The sequence below is a fragment of the Plantactinospora sonchi genome (genome assembly GCF_036422035.1).
GTDB classification, from domain to species: domain Bacteria; phylum Actinomycetota; class Actinomycetes; order Mycobacteriales; family Micromonosporaceae; genus Plantactinospora; species Plantactinospora sonchi.
Genome location: NZ_JAZGQK010000013.1, coordinates 240,370 through 259,182, shown reverse-complemented (window position 1 = coordinate 259,182; position 18,813 = coordinate 240,370). Strand labels below are relative to the sequence as shown.

The 18,813-nt window shown below is 72.6% G+C and carries 20 protein-coding genes; 4 read left to right on the top strand and 16 right to left on the bottom strand.

The window, feature by feature from the left end; translation table 11 throughout:
- Positions 1–151 precede the first annotated feature (151 nt).
- Both V1633_RS17685 and V1633_RS17680 read left to right on the top strand, forming a co-directional pair.
- Positions 152–1,102 (top strand): MerR family transcriptional regulator, encoded by a 951-nt coding sequence (locus tag V1633_RS17685; protein ID WP_331215437.1) that lies wholly within the window; start codon positions 152–154, stop codon positions 1,100–1,102.
- The gene (locus V1633_RS17680; protein WP_331215436.1) at positions 1,099–2,034 is read left to right on the top strand and encodes a hypothetical protein; all 936 of its coding nucleotides are present in this window, start codon (positions 1,099–1,101) and stop codon (positions 2,032–2,034) included. Before V1633_RS17685 ends, V1633_RS17680 begins: the two co-directional genes overlap by 4 nt.
- A 155-nt stretch (positions 2,035–2,189) precedes the next feature.
- Here V1633_RS17680 and htpX read toward each other — a convergent pair whose 3' ends face one another.
- The 9 genes from htpX to V1633_RS17635 all read right to left on the bottom strand — a co-directional run bounded on the left by htpX (position 2,190) and on the right by V1633_RS17635 (position 11,543).
- Positions 2,190–3,071 carry a zinc metalloprotease HtpX gene (htpX, locus tag V1633_RS17675; RefSeq protein ID WP_331215435.1) on the bottom strand — a complete coding sequence of 294 codons (882 nt, stop codon included), beginning with the start codon at positions 3,069–3,071 and terminating at the stop codon, positions 2,190–2,192.
- A gap of 110 nt (positions 3,072–3,181) precedes the next feature.
- Positions 3,182–4,807, bottom strand: coding sequence for an NADH-quinone oxidoreductase subunit N (locus V1633_RS17670; RefSeq protein WP_331215434.1), 1,626 nt, complete (start codon positions 4,805–4,807; stop codon positions 3,182–3,184).
- A 19-nt stretch (positions 4,808–4,826) separates the two neighbouring features.
- Positions 4,827–6,371, bottom strand: a complete 1,545-nt coding sequence (locus V1633_RS17665; protein ID WP_331215433.1) for a complex I subunit 4 family protein — start codon at positions 6,369–6,371, stop codon at positions 4,827–4,829.
- Positions 6,368–8,353 carry an NADH-quinone oxidoreductase subunit 5 family protein gene (locus tag V1633_RS17660; protein ID WP_331215432.1) on the bottom strand — a complete coding sequence of 662 codons (1,986 nt, stop codon included), beginning with the start codon at positions 8,351–8,353 and terminating at the stop codon, positions 6,368–6,370. Before V1633_RS17660 ends, V1633_RS17665 begins: the two co-directional genes overlap by 4 nt.
- Positions 8,350–8,814 (bottom strand): NADH-quinone oxidoreductase subunit NuoK, encoded by a 465-nt coding sequence (locus tag V1633_RS17655; protein ID WP_331215431.1) that lies wholly within the window; start codon positions 8,812–8,814, stop codon positions 8,350–8,352. The genes V1633_RS17660 and V1633_RS17655 overlap by 4 nt, the downstream gene beginning before the upstream one ends.
- The gene (locus V1633_RS17650; protein ID WP_331215430.1) at positions 8,811–9,314 is read right to left on the bottom strand and encodes an NADH-quinone oxidoreductase subunit J family protein; all 504 of its coding nucleotides are present in this window, start codon (positions 9,312–9,314) and stop codon (positions 8,811–8,813) included. The genes V1633_RS17655 and V1633_RS17650 overlap by 4 nt, the downstream gene beginning before the upstream one ends.
- A complete protein-coding gene (locus V1633_RS17645) occupies positions 9,311–9,958 on the bottom strand; it encodes a NuoI/complex I 23 kDa subunit family protein (protein WP_331215429.1) in 648 nt (215 codons plus the stop codon). The genes V1633_RS17650 and V1633_RS17645 overlap by 4 nt, the downstream gene beginning before the upstream one ends.
- Positions 9,959–10,166: 208 nt before the next feature.
- On the bottom strand, positions 10,167–10,388 hold the full coding sequence (locus V1633_RS17640; protein ID WP_331215428.1) for a DUF397 domain-containing protein: 222 nt from the start codon (positions 10,386–10,388) through the stop codon (positions 10,167–10,169).
- A gap of 156 nt (positions 10,389–10,544) precedes the next feature.
- A complete protein-coding gene (locus tag V1633_RS17635) occupies positions 10,545–11,543 on the bottom strand; it encodes a LysR family transcriptional regulator (protein ID WP_331215427.1) in 999 nt (332 codons plus the stop codon).
- Between the two features lie 141 nt (positions 11,544–11,684).
- Here V1633_RS17635 and V1633_RS17630 point away from each other — a divergent pair, with 141 nt between their 5' ends.
- Positions 11,685–13,085, top strand: coding sequence for an MFS transporter (locus tag V1633_RS17630; protein WP_331215426.1), 1,401 nt, complete (start codon positions 11,685–11,687; stop codon positions 13,083–13,085).
- A 78-nt stretch (positions 13,086–13,163) separates the two neighbouring features.
- Here V1633_RS17630 and V1633_RS17625 read toward each other — a convergent pair whose 3' ends face one another.
- From V1633_RS17625 to V1633_RS17605, 5 genes are all read right to left on the bottom strand, one after another.
- On the bottom strand, positions 13,164–13,598 hold the full coding sequence (locus tag V1633_RS17625; protein WP_331215425.1) for a hypothetical protein: 435 nt from the start codon (positions 13,596–13,598) through the stop codon (positions 13,164–13,166).
- 109 nt (positions 13,599–13,707) lie between these two features.
- Positions 13,708–14,022 (bottom strand): helix-turn-helix domain-containing protein, encoded by a 315-nt coding sequence (locus V1633_RS17620; protein ID WP_331215424.1) that lies wholly within the window; start codon positions 14,020–14,022, stop codon positions 13,708–13,710.
- A complete protein-coding gene (locus V1633_RS37005; protein ID WP_407952042.1) occupies positions 14,019–14,174 on the bottom strand; it encodes a hypothetical protein in 156 nt (51 codons plus the stop codon). The genes V1633_RS17620 and V1633_RS37005 overlap by 4 nt, the downstream gene beginning before the upstream one ends.
- A gap of 311 nt (positions 14,175–14,485) precedes the next feature.
- The gene (gene nuoH, locus V1633_RS17610) at positions 14,486–15,451 is read right to left on the bottom strand and encodes an NADH-quinone oxidoreductase subunit NuoH (protein ID WP_331215423.1); all 966 of its coding nucleotides are present in this window, start codon (positions 15,449–15,451) and stop codon (positions 14,486–14,488) included.
- Entirely contained in the window at positions 15,451–16,302 is an 852-nt protein-coding gene (locus V1633_RS17605; protein ID WP_331215422.1) for an NADH-quinone oxidoreductase subunit C, read from the bottom strand. The genes nuoH and V1633_RS17605 overlap by 1 nt, the downstream gene beginning before the upstream one ends.
- A 136-nt stretch (positions 16,303–16,438) precedes the next feature.
- Here V1633_RS17605 and V1633_RS17600 point away from each other — a divergent pair, with 136 nt between their 5' ends.
- Positions 16,439–17,485 (top strand): glucose 1-dehydrogenase, encoded by a 1,047-nt coding sequence (locus V1633_RS17600; protein ID WP_331215421.1) that lies wholly within the window; start codon positions 16,439–16,441, stop codon positions 17,483–17,485.
- 19 nt (positions 17,486–17,504) lie between these two features.
- Here V1633_RS17600 and V1633_RS17595 read toward each other — a convergent pair whose 3' ends face one another.
- On the bottom strand, positions 17,505–18,080 hold the full coding sequence (locus V1633_RS17595; RefSeq protein WP_331215420.1) for an NADH-quinone oxidoreductase subunit B: 576 nt from the start codon (positions 18,078–18,080) through the stop codon (positions 17,505–17,507).
- Positions 18,081–18,147: 67 nt separating this feature from the next.
- Entirely contained in the window at positions 18,148–18,798 is a 651-nt protein-coding gene (locus tag V1633_RS17590; RefSeq protein WP_331215419.1) for a DUF305 domain-containing protein, read from the bottom strand.
- Between the last annotated feature and the right edge of the window lie 15 nt (positions 18,799–18,813).

Here is an 18,813-nt window from a genome sequence, read left to right as displayed (position 1 = left end):
GAGAAGATTTCCTCGCCCCTGGCCTCGTCGCGGTCGGCAGCACCCCCGGACCCGCCACCACCGGCGGCGTGGCCGTCCCCGAGGGTGCCGTCGCGGTCCACCCGCCGGCCGACATTGACCTTGACGTGGCGACAACGTTTCTACTGGTGTCATGCGGATCGGCGAACTCGCCGCGATGGTCGGGGTCTCGACCCGTACCGTCCGGCACTACCACCATCTGGGGCTGCTGCCGGAACCGGAGCGGCTCGGCAACGGTTATCGCGAGTACCGGCTGCGGGACGCGGTTCTGCTCGCCCGGATCCGCCGGCTCGCCGAACTCGGCCTGTCGCTGGACGAGATCCGGGACATCCTCGCCGATGCCCAGGGCCGGGAACTACGCGAGGTACTGGAGGAACTGGACGCCGACCTCGCCCGGCAGCAGGCGGCGATCACCGCCCGCCGCAACCGGCTGGCAGCACTGCTGGCCGAGGCGGAACTCGACGTCGATTCGACGGTCCCTCCCGAGCTGGCGGCGGTGCTGCGTACCCTGCCGCAAGGTGACTCGCCGATCGCCCGGCTCGACCGGGACCTGCTCACCCTCGCCGGGGACGGACCGACCGGGAGCACCGTGGCCGGGGCCGGATCATCGTCGGCCGCCCGCGCCGGTTACGCCGAGCTGTTCGGACCGCTCGCCACACCCGAGGCGGCGGCGCGGGCCGCTGCCCACTACGCCCGGCTGGACGAACTCGCCGATGCCGCGCCCGGGGACCCCCGGGTCGCCGTCCTCGCCGACGAGGTCGCCGGGGAACTCGCCACGCGTCTTCCAACCGAGTTGCTCTCGACCCTGCTGACCGAGGTGGACGACGCGGGGGCGGAGCAGTGGCTGGCGATGATGTCGACGGAGCTGTCCCCCGCCCAGGCCGAGGTCGTCCGACTCCTCATGCGCCGGCTACGCGGACGGCTGACCGACCCGGACAGGCTGCCGCCAGCGCCGGAGCCAGGGCCGAGGTCGGAGCCAGGGCCGGAGCCGAGGCCGGAGTCAGGGCCGCGACCGGCTCCCGGGCTGGCGGCTTCCGGGCTGGACGGGCGACAGCCCGCCCGCCGGTACAGGGAACCGTCGTGACCGGTCAGGGAGACACCGCCGAGCGTCGGCGGGCGGAGCCGCCCGGGGCGGTACGCGTCGACCGGCTGGTACGGCTCGCCCGGGGAGTGCTCTACTCCCTCATACCCGCCGAGCTGCTGCTCCTCGTGCTGCTGCTCTCCGGGGTGCCGCTGCCCGGTCCGCTGGTCGTGGTGGCCGAATTTCTCGTCGCGACGGCTCTCGGGGTGGAGCTGCTCGCCGGTTACCGGCTGTTCCGGGACGCCCGCCGGGCCGGTACGTCCCGCCGGGCGGCGCTGTGGACGGTCTACGACCGGCTGCTTCCTGAGCCGGTACGCCGGATCATGAGCTTCGACGTGAAGAACCTGGTCAGCCTCGCCCTCTGGGTCAGCGGTCGCCGGCACGGGGTGCCGAGGGGCGGCACCGCCGTCCCGTACACCGGGGCCCAGACCGGGATGACAACCGTGCTCCTGATCGTGATGGTGATCGAGCTGGTCGCGGTGGAGATCCTGCTCCGCGGTCTCGGCGCCCCGGTGGCGCTGCGCACCCTGCTCGTCGTCGTCGAGGCGTACGGGATCCTGACCGTGCTCGCGGTCGTCGCGGCCATCGTCACCCGACCGCACGTGATCACCCCTGACGAGGTGCGGATCCGCTACGGGGCGTTCTTCGACCTGCGGGTCCCCCGCCACCTGGTCGGCGAAGCCCGTCGGATCCGCCGGTACGACGAGTCCGGGACCATCCGGGTCACCGGAGAGCAACTCGCGGTCGCGGTCGGCGCCCAGACGAACCTGCTGCTGGAGCTGACCGCGCCGATGACCGCCGTGCGTCCGCTCGGACGTCGCGCCGAGGTCCGGACGGTCCGGTTCTTCGCCGACGATCCCGCGGCCGCGCTCGCCGCGCTGGGTTCACACCTGGCCGGGGACACCCGGGCCGACGTCGGCGAGCGGACGCACTGACGGGACCCCGCCGACCCGACAACCGCCGGGGACCACGAACGGCCCCACCGGAAACCCTCCCGACAGACGAATCGGCCCCGGCTCTCAAGCGCTGGAGAGCCGGGGCCGACCGGTTGCTGGAGAGCCCGGGGCCGTCAGAGGTCGGGCGAGCGGTGTCAGCCCTGGTACTGCACCGGGCCGCCGCTGTACGCCAGTTGCTCCAGGCGGCGTACCCGCTCGTCCATGTTGGGGTGGGTGGAGAAGAGGTTCGCCACGCCACCACCCTTGAACGGGTTGTCGATCATCAGGTGGGCGGTGCTGGTCAGCCGGTTGTCGGCCGGCAACGGCAGCCGCTGGGTACCCGCGTGGATCTTGCGCAGGGCGCTGGCCAGGGCCAGCGGGTCCCGGGTCAGCCGGGCGCCGGAGGCGTCCGCCTGGAACTCCCGGTTACGGCTGATCGCCAACTGGATCAGGCTGGCCGCGATCGGGCCCAGGATCAGCGTCAGCAGCAGCACGGCCGGGTTCGGCGCGTCCTCGTCGTCGCTCCCGCCGAGCGGGATGAACCAGGCGACGTACGCCAGCATGGTGATGATGCCGGCGAGGCCGGCGGCCACGCTGGAGATCAGGATGTCCCGGTTGTAGACGTGCGACAGTTCGTGTCCGATCACGCCGCGCAGCTCCCGGTAGTCCAGGATCTGCGTGATGCCCTGGGTGACCGCGACCGCCGCGTGCTGCGGGTTACGCCCGGTCGCGAACGCGTTGGGTTGCATGGTCGGGCTGACGTACAGCCGGGGCATCGGCTGACCGGCCTCGGTGGCCAGCTCCCGAACCATCTGGTAGAGCGCCGGGAACTCGGCCTCGGTGACCGGTTGCGCCCGCATCGCGCGCAGCGCGAGCTTGTCCGACCAGAAGTAGCTGACGGCGTTCATGGCCAGCGAGATCAGCACGGCGATCACCAGACCGCCGCTGCCGCCGAACCAGTAACCGACGCCGAGGATCAGAGCGGTGAGCAGGCCAAGTAGCGCGGCTGTTTTGAGCCCGTTGTGATGGCTATGCACGATAACTCCTTCGGTGCGCGGGCCGGTGGACCCGCTGACCGGTTCAACAACCGGATACCCCCTCAACAATCCGGATATGACTGTGAACTACCTGGGAAAACGCCCTGTTGTCACAGGGCGGCGACGTCCAGGACCAGTTGCGGGGCGAAGCCGACGACAATCGCCACCCCGGTCGCGCCGGCCAGCGCGGCGACTACCGCCCAACTCGGCCGGACCACCGCCGGACCAGGCAGGGCGGCACCGTCGGCGGGCGCCGCCGGCGCGGCCGGATCGTCCGGTACCGGCGGGGCGGCGGCAGCCGTACCGGCCCGGAGCGCGTCGGGTTCCGGGGCGTACAGGGTCGCGGCGACCCGTACGTAGTAGGCGAGTCCGACCACCGCGTTCAGCGCCACCACGACGGCGAGCCAGCCGGCGCCGCCGTCCAGCAGCGACCGGACGACGGTGACCTTGGCGAACAGCCCGGCCAACCCGGGCGGCAGTCCGGCCAGCCCGACCAGGGCCAGCACGAACGCCGCCCCGATCCACGGCCGGCGGCGGGCCGCGCCCCGGTAGTCGTCGATCTCGCCGCCGTCGGCGACCACCGGCCGCAGTGCGACCACGGCGGCGAACGCGGCCAACTCCAGCAGCACGAAGAAGACCGTGTACGCGACCGCGGCGGCGACAGCCGTGTCGAGCGCCTCCGGGGTACGGCCGGCGGACAGCGCCAACGCGCCGAGCGGGGCGAGGATGTAGCCCGCCTGCGCCACCGACGACCAGGCGAGCAGTCGCACCATCCGGCGCTGGCGCAGCGCGACGAGGTTGCCGACGGTCATGGTCAGTACCGCGACGATCACCAGCACCGGGCCGGTCACCTCGGCCGGCAGCGGGGTGGCTGCCCCGGGGGCGGTGGCCGGCAACGCGGTCGGGGCGGACGGGACCACCGCCGAGACCACGCCGCTGCCGACGACGGCGAGCAGTGCGACCACCCCGCCGAGTTTCGAGGCGGTGGAGAGGTACGCGGCGACCGGCACCGGAGCACCGTCGTACGTCGCCGGGGCCCAGGCGTGGAACGGCACCGCCGCCACCTTGAAGACCAGCCCGAGCACCACCAGCGCCACCGCGACCACCGCCAGCGGCAGGTCCAGCAGGGTCGGCCCGGCCTCGAAGGCGGCACCGAGCAGGCTCAGGTGCACCACTCCGGTGACGGCGTAGAGCAGTGCCGCGCCGAGCAGGGTCACCGCGGTCGCCACCACGCTGACCACGAAGAAGGTCAGCGCCGCCTCGGCTCCGGCGACGCTGCGCTGCCGGATCCCGACCAGGACGTAGAGCGGCAGGGTCAGCGTCTCCAACGCGACGATCAGGGTGATCAGGTCACCGGCCGCGCCGAGCACCACACCCCCGGTCATCGAGCAGGCGAGCAGGAAGCAGTACTCCCCCGGCGGCACCTGCCCGGTGCGCAGCAGCGGCGTCGACAACGCCAGCACCCCGAGGGTGAGCAGGGCGAAGAGGCAGCCGACCAGGGCCGCCCGACCGGTCCACTGGTAGGAGCAGGCCTCGCCGACACAGAACGTCCGGCGGCGGTCGTCGCCGACCCCGACCACGACGGCGCCGAGGCCGGTGGCGACGATCCCGGTCGCGAAGACGGCCACCGTCGCGCCGCGCCGGGCCACCAGCAGGTCGGCCAGGAGCACGAGTACGGCCGTACCGGCGGCCAGGTACGCCGGCAGCAGGGCCACGTTGTCCACGGTCTGGGTCACGCCAACTCCCGCCGTCGGCTCATCGGATCGCCTCCAGCAGGGCGCCGACCGGTGTCTCGGCGACTCCGAGTACCAGGGTCGGGGCGAGGCCGATGGCGAGCGCGAGCAGCACCAGGGGACTCCAGGCGAGCAGCTCGGCGTGGCTGAGGCCGGGGGTCAGGGTGAGCACCGCCGGGCTGGCCGGCCCGTGGCTGACCCGGCGCAGCAGCCGGAGCAGGTAGGCGGCGGTGAGTGCCCCGCCGCACGCGGCCAGCACCGCCAGGGTTGTCCAGAGTGGACCGCCGCGCTGCCAGGCGGCGACCACGGCGAACGCCTCGCCCCAGAAGCCGGCGAGGCCGGGCAGCCCGAGTGAGGCGATCGCGGCGAAGCCGAGCAGCCCGGCCAGCCGGGGCGTCGACTCGCGCAGCCCGCTCAGCTCGGTCAGGGCGCCGGTGTGCGTACGGTCCTTGATCGCCCCGGCGAGGAAGAACAGCAGTCCGGTGATGACGCCGTGCGCGATGTTGCCGATCAGCGCCGCCTGGATGCCGGTGGCGGTCAGCGTGGCGATGCCGAGCAGCACAAAACCCATGTGCCCGACGCTGGAGTACGCGATCAGCCGTTTCAGGTCGCTCTGCGCGAGGCAGACCAGCGAACCGACGATGATCGCCGCGACGGCGAGGATGCCGAGCACCGGGGCGGCCCAGCGGGCGCCCTCCGGGGCGACTCCGACCGCCACCCGGATCAGCCCGTACGTCCCCATCTTCAGCAGTACGCCGGCGAGGATGACACTGCCGACGGTCGGCGCCTGGGTGTGCGCGTCGGGCAGCCAGGAGTGCAGCGGCCAGAGCGGGCTCTTCACCGCGAAGGCGATCGCCAGCAGCGTGAACGCCGCCAGCTGGGTGCCCCGGGACAGTCCGTCGCCACCGGTCAGCGCCACCAGGTCGGCGGTGCCGGCGGCGGTCACCACGGTGAAGACGCCGACCAGCAGCAGCACCGACCCGAACAGGGTGTAGAGGGCGAACTTCCGGGCCGCGTGCCGGCGGTCCTCGCCGCCCCAGATGGCGATGACCGCGTACATCGGGAGCAGCACGACCTCGAAGAAGAGGAAGAAGAGCACGAGGTCGAGGGCGAGGAAGGTGCCGAGGATGCCGACCTCGACGACCAGCAGCAGGGCGACCAGGGTCCGGCCGCGTCCCGGGGTCGGCACCCGCCACAGGGTGTAGCCGCAGCAGAGCAGGGTCAGCAGCGCGGTCAGCACCACCAGTGGGTAGGAGACCCCGTCGACGCCGAGGTGGAAGCGCAGGTCGAGGCCGGGTACCCAGCTCAGGTCGAGGTCGTGCCAGGGGCGTACCCCGGGTGGGCCGGCGGACGGTGGCTGGTAGCCGAACCAGCCGCCGGTGTTCGCGCCGATCGCCAGCAGGGCGGCGACCACGAGGGTGGCGGCGGCGAAGACCGTACCGGTGATCCGGGCGGCCCGGTCGGCTCGGGCCGGGAGGAGGGCGAGCAGGATCGCGCCGAGCGCGGGCAACCCGATGGTGGCGACCAGGGCGACCCCGCCGAGGGCGACGGTCCCGTCCGGGTTCACGTCGCACCTCCCCAGACGAGTGCGGCGGCACCGAGCAGCAGGGCGCCGGCCAGCACCGCGGCCGCCGCCCGGGGTACGCCGGCCCGGTGCAGCAGGGCCAGGCCGGTGCCGAGACCCGTGGTGCCCCGGCCGGTCCCCTCGACGGCCCCGTCCACCACCACCTCGTCGGTACGCCTGGCCAGCCGGCCGAGCGCCCGGACCGGTCGTACGACGAGGGCGTGCTGGACCTGGTCGAGCCAGAACGCGTGGGCGAGGGCCGGACGCAGCGGCCCGAGTCCGGTCGCCGGGTCGACGGTCGGGTCAGCCCGCCAGCGCCACCAGGCGAGTCCCGCCCCGAGCACCAGCAACGCCACCGGGATGATCACGAAGCCGTCCAGGTGCGCCTCGTCCAGCGCGAGCGCGGACCGGAACGGGGTGACGAAGACCGCCAGCCCGAGCGCCACACTCGGTACCGCGAGCAGCAGGATCGGCCAGCGGAGCAGCCCGGGCGGGTCGTGCGGCACGCCGGCCCGGGTCGGGGCGGGTGCGCTCGCCGGGGCGTCGAGCGGCGCGGTGCCGAGGGTGCGGTCCGCTCCAGGGGCGGGTGCGTCCAGTGCCACCGCCGCCGGGGTGTCGGTCGGCGCACCGTCGATCGGGTGGGGCTGGGCCCGGGACGGGCCGAGGAAGGTGCGCAGCAGCAGACGGGTGGCGTACCAGGCGGTGAGCACGACCCCGACCAGGCCGGCGATCCAGACCAGCCAGCCGACCCAGGCGGCGGCCGGGCCGGTGGGGTGCCGGGCGGCCTGCTCGGCGACGACCAGGATGCCGTCCTTGCTCCAGAAACCGGCCAGCGGCGGCACCCCGGCCAGCGCGCCGAGCCCGACCAGGGTGCACCAGAAGGTGACCGGCATCGGCCGGCGCAGCCCGCCCATCGCGGACATCAGGTTGCTGCCGACCGCGTGGATCACCGCACCGGCGGCGAGGAACAGCAGCGCCTTGAACGCGGCATGGCTGAGCAGGTGGAACAGTGCGGCGGGTGGCGAGCCGACGGCGAGCGCCCCGGCCATGTAGCCGATCTGCGACACCGTCGACCAGGCCAGGACCCGTTTGATGTCGTCCTGGGCGGTGGCGGCGAGCGCCCCGAGCAGCAGGGTGACCGCCCCCATCACGCCGAGTACGGCCAGCGCCGCCGGGGCCGCCTCGAACAGCGGGAAGAGCCGGGTGACCGCGTAGATGCCGGCCGCCACCATGGTCGCGGCGTGGATCAGCGCGGAGATCGGGGTCGGGCCGGCCATCGCGTCCGGCAGCCAGGTGTGCAGCGGGAACTGGGCGCTCTTGCCGGCGACCCCGGCGAGCAGCAGCAGGCAGGCGGCGGTGAGCTGGCCGGTCGAGTAATCGTGGCCGAGCACGTCGGCGATCCGGAAACTGCCGGCGGTCACCCCGAGCAGCACAATGCCGAGCAGGAAGCCGACGTCGCCGACCCGGGTCACCAGGAACGCCTTCACGGCGGCGGCCGGCGCCTCCGGCAGCCGTCGGTCGTGACCGATGAGGAGATAGGAGCAGATGCCCATCACCTCCCAGCCGACCAGCAGCAGGATCAGGTCGCCGGAGACCACCACCAGCAGCATCGCGGCGGTGAAGAGGCTGATCTGCGCGGCGTACGGGGCGTACCGGTCGTCGTCGCGCAGGTAGCCGACCGAGTAGACCTGCACGGCCAGCGCCACCGCGCCGACCGCGACCGCGACCAGGGCGGCCGCCGGGTCGAGCCGGACGCCGAGGGTGACGGAGAACCCGCCGAAGTTGATCCACTCGACGGCCGCGTCGGTGGCCCGGCCGTCCAGGGTGACCGCCAGCGCCACCGCGACCGCCAGCGACACCGCCGCGCCGACGATGCCGAGCGCCGCCGCGCCGGCCCGGGACCGCTGCGGCAGCAGCAGCCCGAGCAGGGCCAGCCCGAACGGTACGGCGGGCAGCAGCACGCCCAGCGTGTGCACGGCGGTCACGTCCCCGCTCCCCTCGTCGCCGGCCCGCCCGAGGCGGGTGCGGCCGGCGGGGCGGCCACGATCGCCTGCGGCCCGGCGTCCGGGGTGTGCGCGTCGAGGCGTACGTCGTCGACCACCACCGTGCCGCGCAGCCGGTAGAGCTGAAGCACGATGGCCAGCCCCACGCCCACCTCGGCGGCGGCGATCACGATCACGAACAGGGTGAACGCCTGCCCGGTGAACGGCAGGGCGGCGGCGGTCTCGGCGGCCGGGGACGGCTCGGGGGCGACCGGCGCCGGGGCGGCCCGGCCGAGCGCGGTGGCCAGCGGGGCGGTGTTGGCGGTGACCAGCAGCAGGTTGACCGCGTTGAGCATGAGTTCCACCGACATCAGCACCAGGACCGCGTTGCGGCGGCGCAGTACGCCGTACACGCCGAGGCCGAAGAGCAGCGCGGCGACGACGTACGGGATGACGGGTCTCACGGGCGCCGCCCCGGGATCCGTACGCTGATCGCGATCGCGCCGACCAGGGCGGAGAGCAGCAGTACGGAGAGCACCTCGAACGGCAGCACCCAGGAGCTGAACAGCTCGGTACCGAGCCGTTCGGCAGTCCCCGGCTCCGGCAGCTCCACAGTCGACCACCGGTACGCGTCCACCAGCAGCGCGGCCAGGCCGAGCCCGGTCCCGCCGCCGATCAGCGCGGCCGGCCAGCCGGGTCGGTCGAGGTCGTCGGCGGCACCGATCGGCGCCCGGGTCAGCATCACCGCGAAGAGCAGCAGGACGACCACCGCGCCGACGTAGATCAACAACTGCACCCAGGCGACGAGTTCGGCGGTCAGCACCAGGAAGAGGCCGGCGACGGCGGCCAGACTGACCACCAGGTAGAGCCCGGCCCGGACCAGGTGCCGGGTGGAGACCACCAGCACCCCGGAACCGACCGCGACCGCCCCGAGGGCCAGCATCAGGACGTCGGCGGCGGTCACGAGGATTCCTCGGCGTCGGGTGGCGTGCCGGCCTCCGGCGTTGTCCCGGAGGCGGATGCCGGGCCCGTTCCGGGACGGCGGGCGGCGGGACGCTGGGCCCGTACCGCCGGGCGGCCCGGCGTGTCCCCGGCGGTGCCGGGGCCGACCGCCTTGCGGGCGGCGGCGGTCTCTTCCTTCGAGGGTTCACCGTTCGGGTCGTGCGCGGGCGGCGGCGGTACGGTCGCCATCCACTCCCCGAGGTGCTCCTTGTCGTGCAGCAGGTTCCGGATGTCGTACTCGGCGTACTCGAACTCGGGCGACCAGTAGAGGGCGTCGAACGGGCAGACCTCGACGCAGATGCCGCAGTACATGCAGAGCGAGAAGTCGATGTCGAAACGGTCCAGCACGTTGCGCTGACGCGGCCGGGCCGCGCCGGGCATCGCCACCTCCTCCTTGTGGGAGTCGATGTAGATGCACCAGTCCGGGCACTCCCGGGCGCAGAGCATGCAGACCGTGCAGTTCTCGGCCAGCAGCGCGATGACGCCCCGGGAGCGGGGCGGCAGGTCAGGCTCGACATCCGGGTACTGCTGGGTGTGCGAGCGGCGGGTCATCGTCTTGAGGGTGACCGCCAGCCCTTTCGCCAGTCCTTCGCCCGGGATGCTCATGCGCCATATCCTGCCGTGTCGGCCGTTCGAGCGCGACCACCCCCGCCCTTGAAGCGGTGCGGTGGCCGAGCGTGACGGATTTGGCTGCCCTCCCGCCCAGCGCCTCCGGAGCCGGTCACCTTTCGCCTCGGCGGTGGCCGACCAGACACACGGCAAGCCCGACAGCACGGCCGGGGCCTGATCCGCACTGGTCAGTGCCGCTGCCACATCAGTGCCGCTTGACGAACTCCACGAACGCCGTCCAGGAGGACAGTTCGACGGCGAGCACCGGCCCCTGCCGGTCCTTGCTGTCCCGTACGCCGACCACCCCGGACAGGTTGGTGGCGACCTCCACGCAGGCACCCTGGTTGCTGCTGCGGCTGCTCTTGCGCCAGACGGCGCCGCTCCGCCCGAGCTGGCGACGGGGCACGCTCGGCCCGTTGTCGACCACCTGATCCCCTCCCGATCGGCCAGTAAGGCACAACTGTCGACATCAAACGACAGTCACACCATTCCGAGCGCAGCAAGGGCTGTCAATACGGGAGATCGGTTGTCGCAACCTGGGACGTCCCAGATCGGAACCTTCACCTCGACGGGTCAGCGCCGGTCAGCGTCTGCGGGACGTCGGCCCGGCCATCGGCCGCTGGGCGCTGGCCGCGTAGAGGAGTTGGCGAACCGCCGGGTCGCTCTCCCGGTCGGCCCGCCACACCAGCCGGAGGTGCAGTTCCGGGATGTCGAGGGCGAGTTTGCGGAGGCCGCCGGCCGCGAGTTGGTCGGCGACCGCGAACTCGGGCAGCAGGGCGATGCCGAGCCCCTGCTCCGCCCAGGCCCGCATCACCGGCACACCGCCGGCCCGGACCCGTTCGACATCCGCGCCGAGCAACCGCTCGCCGGCCAGCCAGAACGAACAGGCGGGCATGTTCACCAGCAGTTTCTGGCCGCGTAGCGCCGCACGGGTGAGCCGGTTGGCGGTGCCGCTGTCGCTCGTGGTGGCGGTGGCGGCGGCGCTGTCGGTGGCGCCGCTGGTGGCGGTGCCGCTGTCGCTCGTGGTGGCGGTGGCGAGCGGATGGTCTGGGGCGGCGACCAGCACCAGCGGCACCGGCTCCAGATCGACGAAGTCCAGCGGTGCGGGTGGCAGCGTGAAGCCGAGGTCGCCCAGCCGGTCACCGGTGTCCAGTAGCAGCGCGGCGTCCAGGTCGCCGGTCCCGACCGCGTGGAGGAGCTGGTCGCGGGCGCCGTCGGCGCGTACCTCGACGGTGAGGTCGGGTCGGCGCTCGGTCAGTCGGGCCAGCACTCCGGGTACGTGCGTGGCGGCGATCGTCTCCAGGGCACCGAGCCGCAGCACCGACGGCGCGGCGGTGACCTCCCGGCGGGCCTGCTCGGCCTGATCGAGGAGGCGCCGGGCCCAGCCCAGCAGGCGTTCACCCGCCGGGGTCAGCCGCATGCCCCGGGGGCCCCGGTCGAACACCGCCACCCCGAGTGACTTCTCCAGGGCCCGGATCTGCTCCGACACCGAGGACGGCGCCAGACCGAGGTCGACGGCGGCGTCGGTGACGGTACGCCGGAGTGCGACCGCCTCGAAGGTACGCAGTTGACGCAGTTCCACCGGCTTCCCCTCCCGTCCGGTGGGGCTCAACGCCGCCGCCGCGTACGGATATTCCGAACGCGGCGTACGGCAACGCCGGTGGAACCGGGGACGGCACCGATCGAGGCTGGCAGCGCCGTTTCCGACCTTCGGGAGAAGTTGATGACCTCCGTCCCCCTCACCCGCCCCACCCGACCCGACGTGCCGGCCGGACCCGGGACGAGAAGGTACGCCCTGCTCGGCATCTCGCTGGGCTACTTCATGGTGCTGCTCGACATGACGGTGCTGTCGGTGGCCGAACCCGACCTGGCGAGATCACTAAACGGCTCGGTGGCCGGCCTCCAGTGGGTCGTCACCGCGTACACCGTGGTCTTCGGCGGTCTGCTGCTCTGTGCCGGCGCGGTCGCCGACCGGTACGGCGCGCACCGGTCGTTCCGGGCCGGCATCGCCGTCTTCGGTCTCGTCTCCCTGCTGTGCGCGCTGGCGCCGAACGTCGGGACCCTCGTCGTGCTGCGCGGGCTGCTCGGGGCCGCTGCGGCCGCGACCGTGCCCGCCTCGATGGCAATGATCGCCAAGCTCTACCCGGAGCCGGCCGCCCGGGCGAAGGCGGTTGCCGGTTGGGCCGCGACCAGCGGTGCCGCGCTGGCAGCCGGCCCGATCGTCGGCGGTGTGCTGGTCGACCTCGCCGGCTGGCGGGCGATCTTCCTGGTCAACCTGCCGCTGGCCGGCGTCGTGCTGGCGCTGACCAGCGGTGCCCTGGTGCGGTGCCCCCGTGGAGAGCGGACCGTCGACTGGCCCACCCAACTCGTCGCGTGCGTGGCGCTCGGGTTGCTGACCGACGCACTCATCGCGTTCGGCTCCGGTGCGGTACGGCACGGGGTCGCGGCGGCGGTCGCCACCGGCGCCACCGGCGTGCTCTTCGCGGTACGGGAACGGCGCAGCGCGGCCCCGGTACTCGCCCCCGCCGTCATCCGGGCTCCCGGTATCCGGTCCGCGCTGCTGGCCGGAGCGGCGGTCAACTTCACGATGTCCGCAATGCTGTTCGTGCTGCCCCTGGTGTTCCAGCAGACGCTGCGGTTGAGTCCGGTCGAGGTCGGCCTGGCGTTCCTGCCGATGACCGTTCCGTTCGCGGTGAACCCGTTGCTGACCGGCCGGATCGTCGCCCGGACCGGTCCGGCGAAGCCGGTGCTGGCCGGGTTGGTGCTGCTGACCGTGGCCGGGCTGACCCTCGGCGCGGCCGTGGCGACCGAGGCGTCATACCCGCTGCTGGTGGTGGGGCTGCTGGGCACCGGATTCGGGGTGTCGCTTGCCCTGCCCGCGCTCGCCACCGCCGTGGTCAGCACGGCACCGCCTGGGACGGCGGGCGCCGCCGGAGGGCTGCTCAACGCGGTACGGCAGGTCGGCGCAACCTTCGGGGTGGCCGTGGCCGGCGCCTTCGTCACCGTCGACGGCTCCGGGGCCGGTCGTGGGCCCGCCACCGCCCTGGTCCTCTGCGCGGGCGTCTGTGCCGTGGCGGCAGTGGCCACCGGCCTGCGGCGACGGCGGACCGCCAGCGGTTCGTGAAGCCCTCGACCGACCGGCCCTCCCCTCGACACCCGCTCCCGTTCGCCGCCGATCGCGTTCCGGCGGATGCCGCCGTGGTCAGAAGCGCGGCGGGTGGTGAGGGTTCGGGTTTCCGCCGGGGCCGGGCTGACCCGGTAGGGTCGGCCCGCCGGGAGTGGGGTAGCCCGCAGGCTGCTGGAACGGCGCGTAAGGCTGGGGCTGACCGGGGTTGGCCGGCGCCGCGCCCGCCATCGACGGTACGGGCAACGGCAGGCCCATCGGCTGCGTGTTCGTACGGCCGACCTGGAAGCCGACCCCGCCGAGCATGATGGTGAGACTCGCAAGCGTGATCATCAGGCCAGCGCTCTCCTCGTTCTCCGCCTTACGGACGCAGGCGGCGTCCACGGTGTGCGTCCCGTTGTCGGCGATGCAGGCACCGGACGCGTTCACCATGAGCAGGAAGCTGACGGCGAGGCCGATGAACGACACCACCAGTAACGCCACAAAGGCCGGATGTACCTTGTTGAATCGCATGCGCGGCAGCCTAGGCGAAAGTCATCGATCCCTTGTCCCCGCGCCGACCGCCGCTCCGATGCGCCAACGTCCGCCGGGACCAGCCCTGAAGCCGCAATCTTGACGATGTTCAGGCGATCTGCCGTAGGTCGGTGCCGTAGTCGAAGATGATCCGCAGCCTCGCGCCAAGAGCTTGCGCGTACCGGGCGAGCGTCGCGACCTCGTTCACATCAAGGTCGCCGTTCTCGATCTGGCTGACCCGACCGGGCGTGACTCCCATCGCCTGGGCAACGTCACGTTGGGTGAGGCCAAGCCGCTTACGCTCCTCAGCCAGGTGGAAGGCATTCACCCACGCGTCCGTACGCGCCCGCTCAGCCAGCAACGCAGCCTCGTCCCCGTCATCGAGCTCCGCCCGGACCGCCTCCCAGTCATGAAACTCCGTCACTGCTCCTTGTCCTCTCTCCGCTGCGCCTCGCCGATGATCCAATCAGCAAACACTCGCTCTGCTTGAGAGATCGCCCCGGCGTACCAACTCGACCAGTTGCCAGCCTTGTCGCCGGCCACCAACAAGACAGCCTGAGACCACGGGTCGAACACGAACAGGATCCGTACTGCGACGTCCCGACCGGAACGAGGCCGCAACTCTCCTTCAGGTTCGAGATCGAAGAATTTCGCAGGGTGTCAACCAGAGGCCGCCCCAGACCCGGCCCCACCTCAGCAAGGATGTCGATCGCGACGTTCACCGAGCGGTAGGTCTCCGGGTCAGACCGCCGCAGTTCACGAAGCCATGTCCGGACATCGCCGGTGACCTTGACAGTCCACCTCGGTCTGGACACAGACTGGAGTATAGCCCGGACTAAATAGCCGGGCGAGGTGTTGGCCATCGGCGAGCGGCAGCCGATCGCGCGTCAGGCGAGGGCGAGCCTGACCCCGGCGGTCAGCACGAGCTGGCCAAGCGCCACCGGCACCAGGACCAGCCAGCAGAGCCGCTGCAACTGGTCCTCACGCAGCCGGGGGTACGTCACCCGGAACCAGATGATCACGAAGGAGACCAGGAACACCTTGATCAGGGTCCAGAGCCAGCCGAGGTACTCGTCGCCGAACGGGCCCTGCCAGCCGCCGAGGAAGAGCACGGTGGTCAGCGCGGCGATGACGACGATGCCGACGTACTCGGCGAGCAGGAAGAACGCGAACCGCAGCCCGGTGTACTCGGTCATGTAGCCGAACACGAGTTCCGAGTCGGCGATCGGCATGTCGAACGGCGGGCGGCGGATCTCGGCCAGCCCGGCGACGAAGAAGACCAGCATCGCGGGCGCCTGCCAGATCAGCCACCACGGCTGCCACGCCTCGACGATGCCGGGCAGGCTCAACGTACCGGCGGCCATCGCCACGCTCGCCGCCGCCAGCACCAGCGGCAGCTCGTAGCCGAGCAGCTGGGCCGCGCCCCGGAGCCCGCCGAGCAGGCTGTACTTGTTCGCCGACGCCCACGCCGACATCAGCACCGCGACCACCCCGACGCCGACCACCGCGAGCACGAAGAACAGCCCGATGTCCAGCGGCTGCCCGACCAGGTCGTTCGGGCCGAGCGGGATGACCAGCAGCGCCAGCAGGTACGGCACCAGGGCCACCACCGGAGCGAGCCGGAACACCGCCCGGTCCGCCTCACGCGGGGTGACGTCCTCCTTCTGCACGAACTTGACCCCGTCGGCGATGAGCTGTGCCCAGCCGTGGAAGCCGCCGGCGTACATCGGGCCGAGCCGGCCCTGCATGTGCGCCATCACCTTGTGTTCGGCCTGCCCGACCACCAGCGGCAGGACCAGGAACGCCGCGACCACCCCGACGACCCGGATCAGCAGTTCCAGCCAGAGCGGCATCAGGACTCCTCCCCGTCGTCGGTCGTCCCCGGGCCGGCTGGCGGTGTCGCCCCGGCGGCCGGCGGCCCCGAAACCGGCGGCCCCGAAACCGGCGGGCCGGAGACCGGCGGGCCGGAGACCGGGCGGCGCGGCGGCGTGCCGGGGGTGCCGGTGGTGGGCCGCCGCCGGGCCGGACGCTCCGGCGGACTCTCCACCCCGGGTACGGCCGACGCAGGTCCCCACTCTCCCGGAGCCGGTACGCCCGGCGGCCGCATCGCCTGCCGGCGGGCGGTGCCGGCCTCGGACTCGCCCGGTTCCTTCGCCCCCGGCCAGGCCTTCGCGACCCGGGAGGCGAGCACGAACTCCTTGCGCAGCGGATGCCCTTCGAACTCCGGCGGCAGCAGCAGCGGAGCCAGGTCGGGATGCCCGTCGAAGGTGATGCCGAACATCTCGTACGTCTCCCGCTCGTGCCAGGCCGCACCGGGGAAGAGATCCACCACCGAGGGAACGGCCGGCTCCTCCCGGGGCACCCGGGTACGCAGCAGCAGCCCGTGCCGGTGCCGGGTCGACCAGAGGTGCACCACCACGTCGAAGCCGGCGGCCAACTCGTCGACGGCGGAGAGCCAGTCGAAGAAGTCGCAGGCCAGTTCGTCATCGTCCCGGGCCGTCCGGAGCGCCGCCCGCCACCTGCCCCGCGGCACGTCCACGGTCGCCCGGGCGTACGCCTGGCCGCCGGACCGGCCGACGGTCACATCCGCTGCCGCGTCGGCGTCGGCATCCACTGCCGCGTCGGCGTCGGCGTCTGCGGCCGCGGCGGCATCCGCGCCCGCGAGCAGGGTGGCCAACCGGTTCCCGACCTCTTCCGGCGTCATGCCCGCGATCCTATGGCCATCCGGCGTCCACGTCGCCGGTCAACACCTCCGACCAGGACGTCAACACCTCCCCCGGCAGAACGAGGTCGGCTGGTTCGGGGCATGCCGGACGGGCCGGGAGGGAACAATCAACCAGGTGCGTGCGATAACCGTGATCCCGGGCCGGCCCGACTCGCTGCGGCTGGACGGGGACCATCCGGAGCCGGGCCCCGACGAGGGTGCGGTGCTGGTCGAGGCCATCGCCGTCGGCGTCTGCGGTACCGACCACGAGGTCATCGAGGGTGGCCACGGCGAGCCGCCGCCGGGCCTGGACAGCCTGGTGCTCGGGCACGAGTCACTCGGCCGGGTGATCGAGGACCCGACCGGCTCGCTCACCCCCGGCGACCTGGTCGCCGGCATCGTCCGGTACCCGGACCCGGTGCCCTGCTCCAACTGCGCCGCCGACGAGTGGGACATGTGCCGCAACGGCCGCTACACCGAGCACGGCATCAAGGGCCTGCCGGGCTTCGCCCGGGACCGCTGGCGGGTGCCGCCGAAGTTCGCCGTCCGCCTCGACCCGAAACTGGGCAGGCTGGGCATGCTGCTGGAGCCGACCAGCATCCTGGCCAAGGCATGGGAACACATCGAGCGGATCGGCTCCCGGTCCACCTGGGAGCCGCACACCGTACTGGTCACCGGGGCGGGACCGATCGGGCTGCTCGCCGCCCTGCTGGCCAGCCAGCGCGGCTTCGAGGTGCACGTGCTGAACCGTACGGCCAGCGGTGCGAAGCCGGCGCTGGTCGAGGCGCTGGGCGCGCGCTTCCACACCGGCGACGTGGCCAGGATCGAGTCCGAGTTCGACATCGTGCTGGAGTGCACCGGCGCCCCGCCGGTGATCCTGGACGCGATGTGCAAGGCGGCGCCGAACGGCATCGTCTGCCTGACCGGCGTCTCCACCGGCGGCCGGACCATCGACTTCGACGCGGGGGCACTCAACCGGGCGCTGGTCCTGGAGAACAACGTCGTCTTCGGCACCGTGAACGCCAACCGGCGGCACTGGGAACTCGCCGCCGAGGCGCTGGCCGCCGCCGATCCCGACTGGCTCGACACGATGATCAGCCGCCGGGTGCCGGTGGAGGCGTACGCCGAGGCGTACCAGCGGGAGCCGGACGACATCAAGGTCGTGATCGACTTCCAGCGGTGACCGGGTGGCCGCGCCCCGCTCAGCCCTGGGGCGGTGGAACGGGTGGGGCGGTGAGCGCCTCGACGCTGCGCCCGGCGCCGGGGCCGGGCCGCTGGTCGGCGGGGGAGGCGAGCTCGTCAGGGCGGGCGACACCACCGAAACCGGACTGCTCGGCGGCGATCTTCTCCTGCAGCATCAGGATGCCGTGCAGCAGCGCCTCCGGCCGGGGCGGACAGCCCGGTACGTACACGTCGACCGGGATGATCTGGTCGACGCCCTTGGTCACCGAGTACGAGTCCCAGTACGGCCCGCCGCAGTTGGAGCAGGCGCCGAACGAGATGACGTACTTCGGTTCGGGCATCTGGTCGTAGAGCCGCTTGATCGCCGGGGCCATCTTGTCGGTCACCGTGCCGGAGACCACCATCAGGTCGGCCTGGCGTGGCCCGTGCGCGAACGGGATGACGCCGAGTCGGATGAAGTCGTGCCGGCCCATGCTGGTGGCGATGAACTCGATGGCGCAGCAGGCCAGCCCGAAGTTGAAGACCCAGAGCGAGTAGCGCCGGCCCCAGTTGAGCACGAACCGGATCGGTTCGCCGAGCACCGCCGGTAGCTGCACGACCCGCCCCCCTCTCGTGGTCTCACCCGACAGTGAACCACAACGCCGAGGGCCCGGACGGGTACAGCTACCCCGCCGAACCGGCCTGACCCACCAGCTTCAACATCTGGTCGATCTGCGCGGTCCGGGACAGCTCGATCCGCCGGGCCAGCTCGCGGGCCTCGGGGTACGTCCCCGACCGCAGCTCCGTCCGGGCCATCTCGACAGCGCCGTGCTGGTGGCCGATCAGCAGGTTGAGGAAGGCGGTCTCGAACTCCGCCCCGGTCTTGGACCCCAGCGCGGCGATCTGCTCCGGTCCGGTCACCGGCAGTCCGCCGTGGTCGGCGTGCGCGTGCGCGTTCGGGTCCGCCTCGGTCGGCCTACCCCAGTCGCGCAGCCAGCCCCGCATCGTCTCCTGCTCGGCCCGCTGGGTCACCTCGATGGCGGCGGCCAGGACGGTCACCTCGGTCCGCCGCGCCCGGTCGGGCACGAGTCGTACCAGGTCCAGGCCCTGACCGTGGTGGGTGACCATCATCTGCAGGAACATCACGTCGGCGGCGTTGAAGGCAGCCGACGCCCCGGGCGACCCGGATGTGGTCGACGCCCCGGGCGCCGCCGACGTCGGGGCCGGGCCGGGTGGTGCGGCGGGCGCGCCGACCGGCGCGGCGGCGGGGACGGACCCGCAGCCGCCGAGCGTCAGCATCGCGACGACGAGTGCGGTACGACGCCAGCGCGCCATCCTTCTCCTCCGATC

Bases quoted from the DNA above. Each gene is read 5' to 3' on its own strand.
- V1633_RS17685 (WP_331215437.1), top strand. From the start codon at position 152: ATGCGGATCGGCGAACTCGCCGCGATGGTCGGGGTCTCGACCCGTACC.
- V1633_RS17645 (WP_331215429.1), bottom strand. From the start codon at position 9,958: ATGAGCATCCCGGGCGAAGGACTGGCGAAAGGGCTGGCGGTCACCCTC.
- V1633_RS17630 (WP_331215426.1), top strand. From the start codon at position 11,685: ATGACCTCCGTCCCCCTCACCCGCCCCACCCGACCCGACGTGCCGGCC.
- V1633_RS17625 (WP_331215425.1), bottom strand. From the start codon at position 13,598: ATGCGATTCAACAAGGTACATCCGGCCTTTGTGGCGTTACTGGTGGTG.
- nuoH (WP_331215423.1), bottom strand. From the start codon at position 15,451: ATGCCGCTCTGGCTGGAACTGCTGATCCGGGTCGTCGGGGTGGTCGCG.
- V1633_RS17605 (WP_331215422.1), bottom strand. From the start codon at position 16,302: ATGACGCCGGAAGAGGTCGGGAACCGGTTGGCCACCCTGCTCGCGGGC.
- V1633_RS17590 (WP_331215419.1), bottom strand. From the start codon at position 18,798: ATGGCGCGCTGGCGTCGTACCGCACTCGTCGTCGCGATGCTGACGCTC.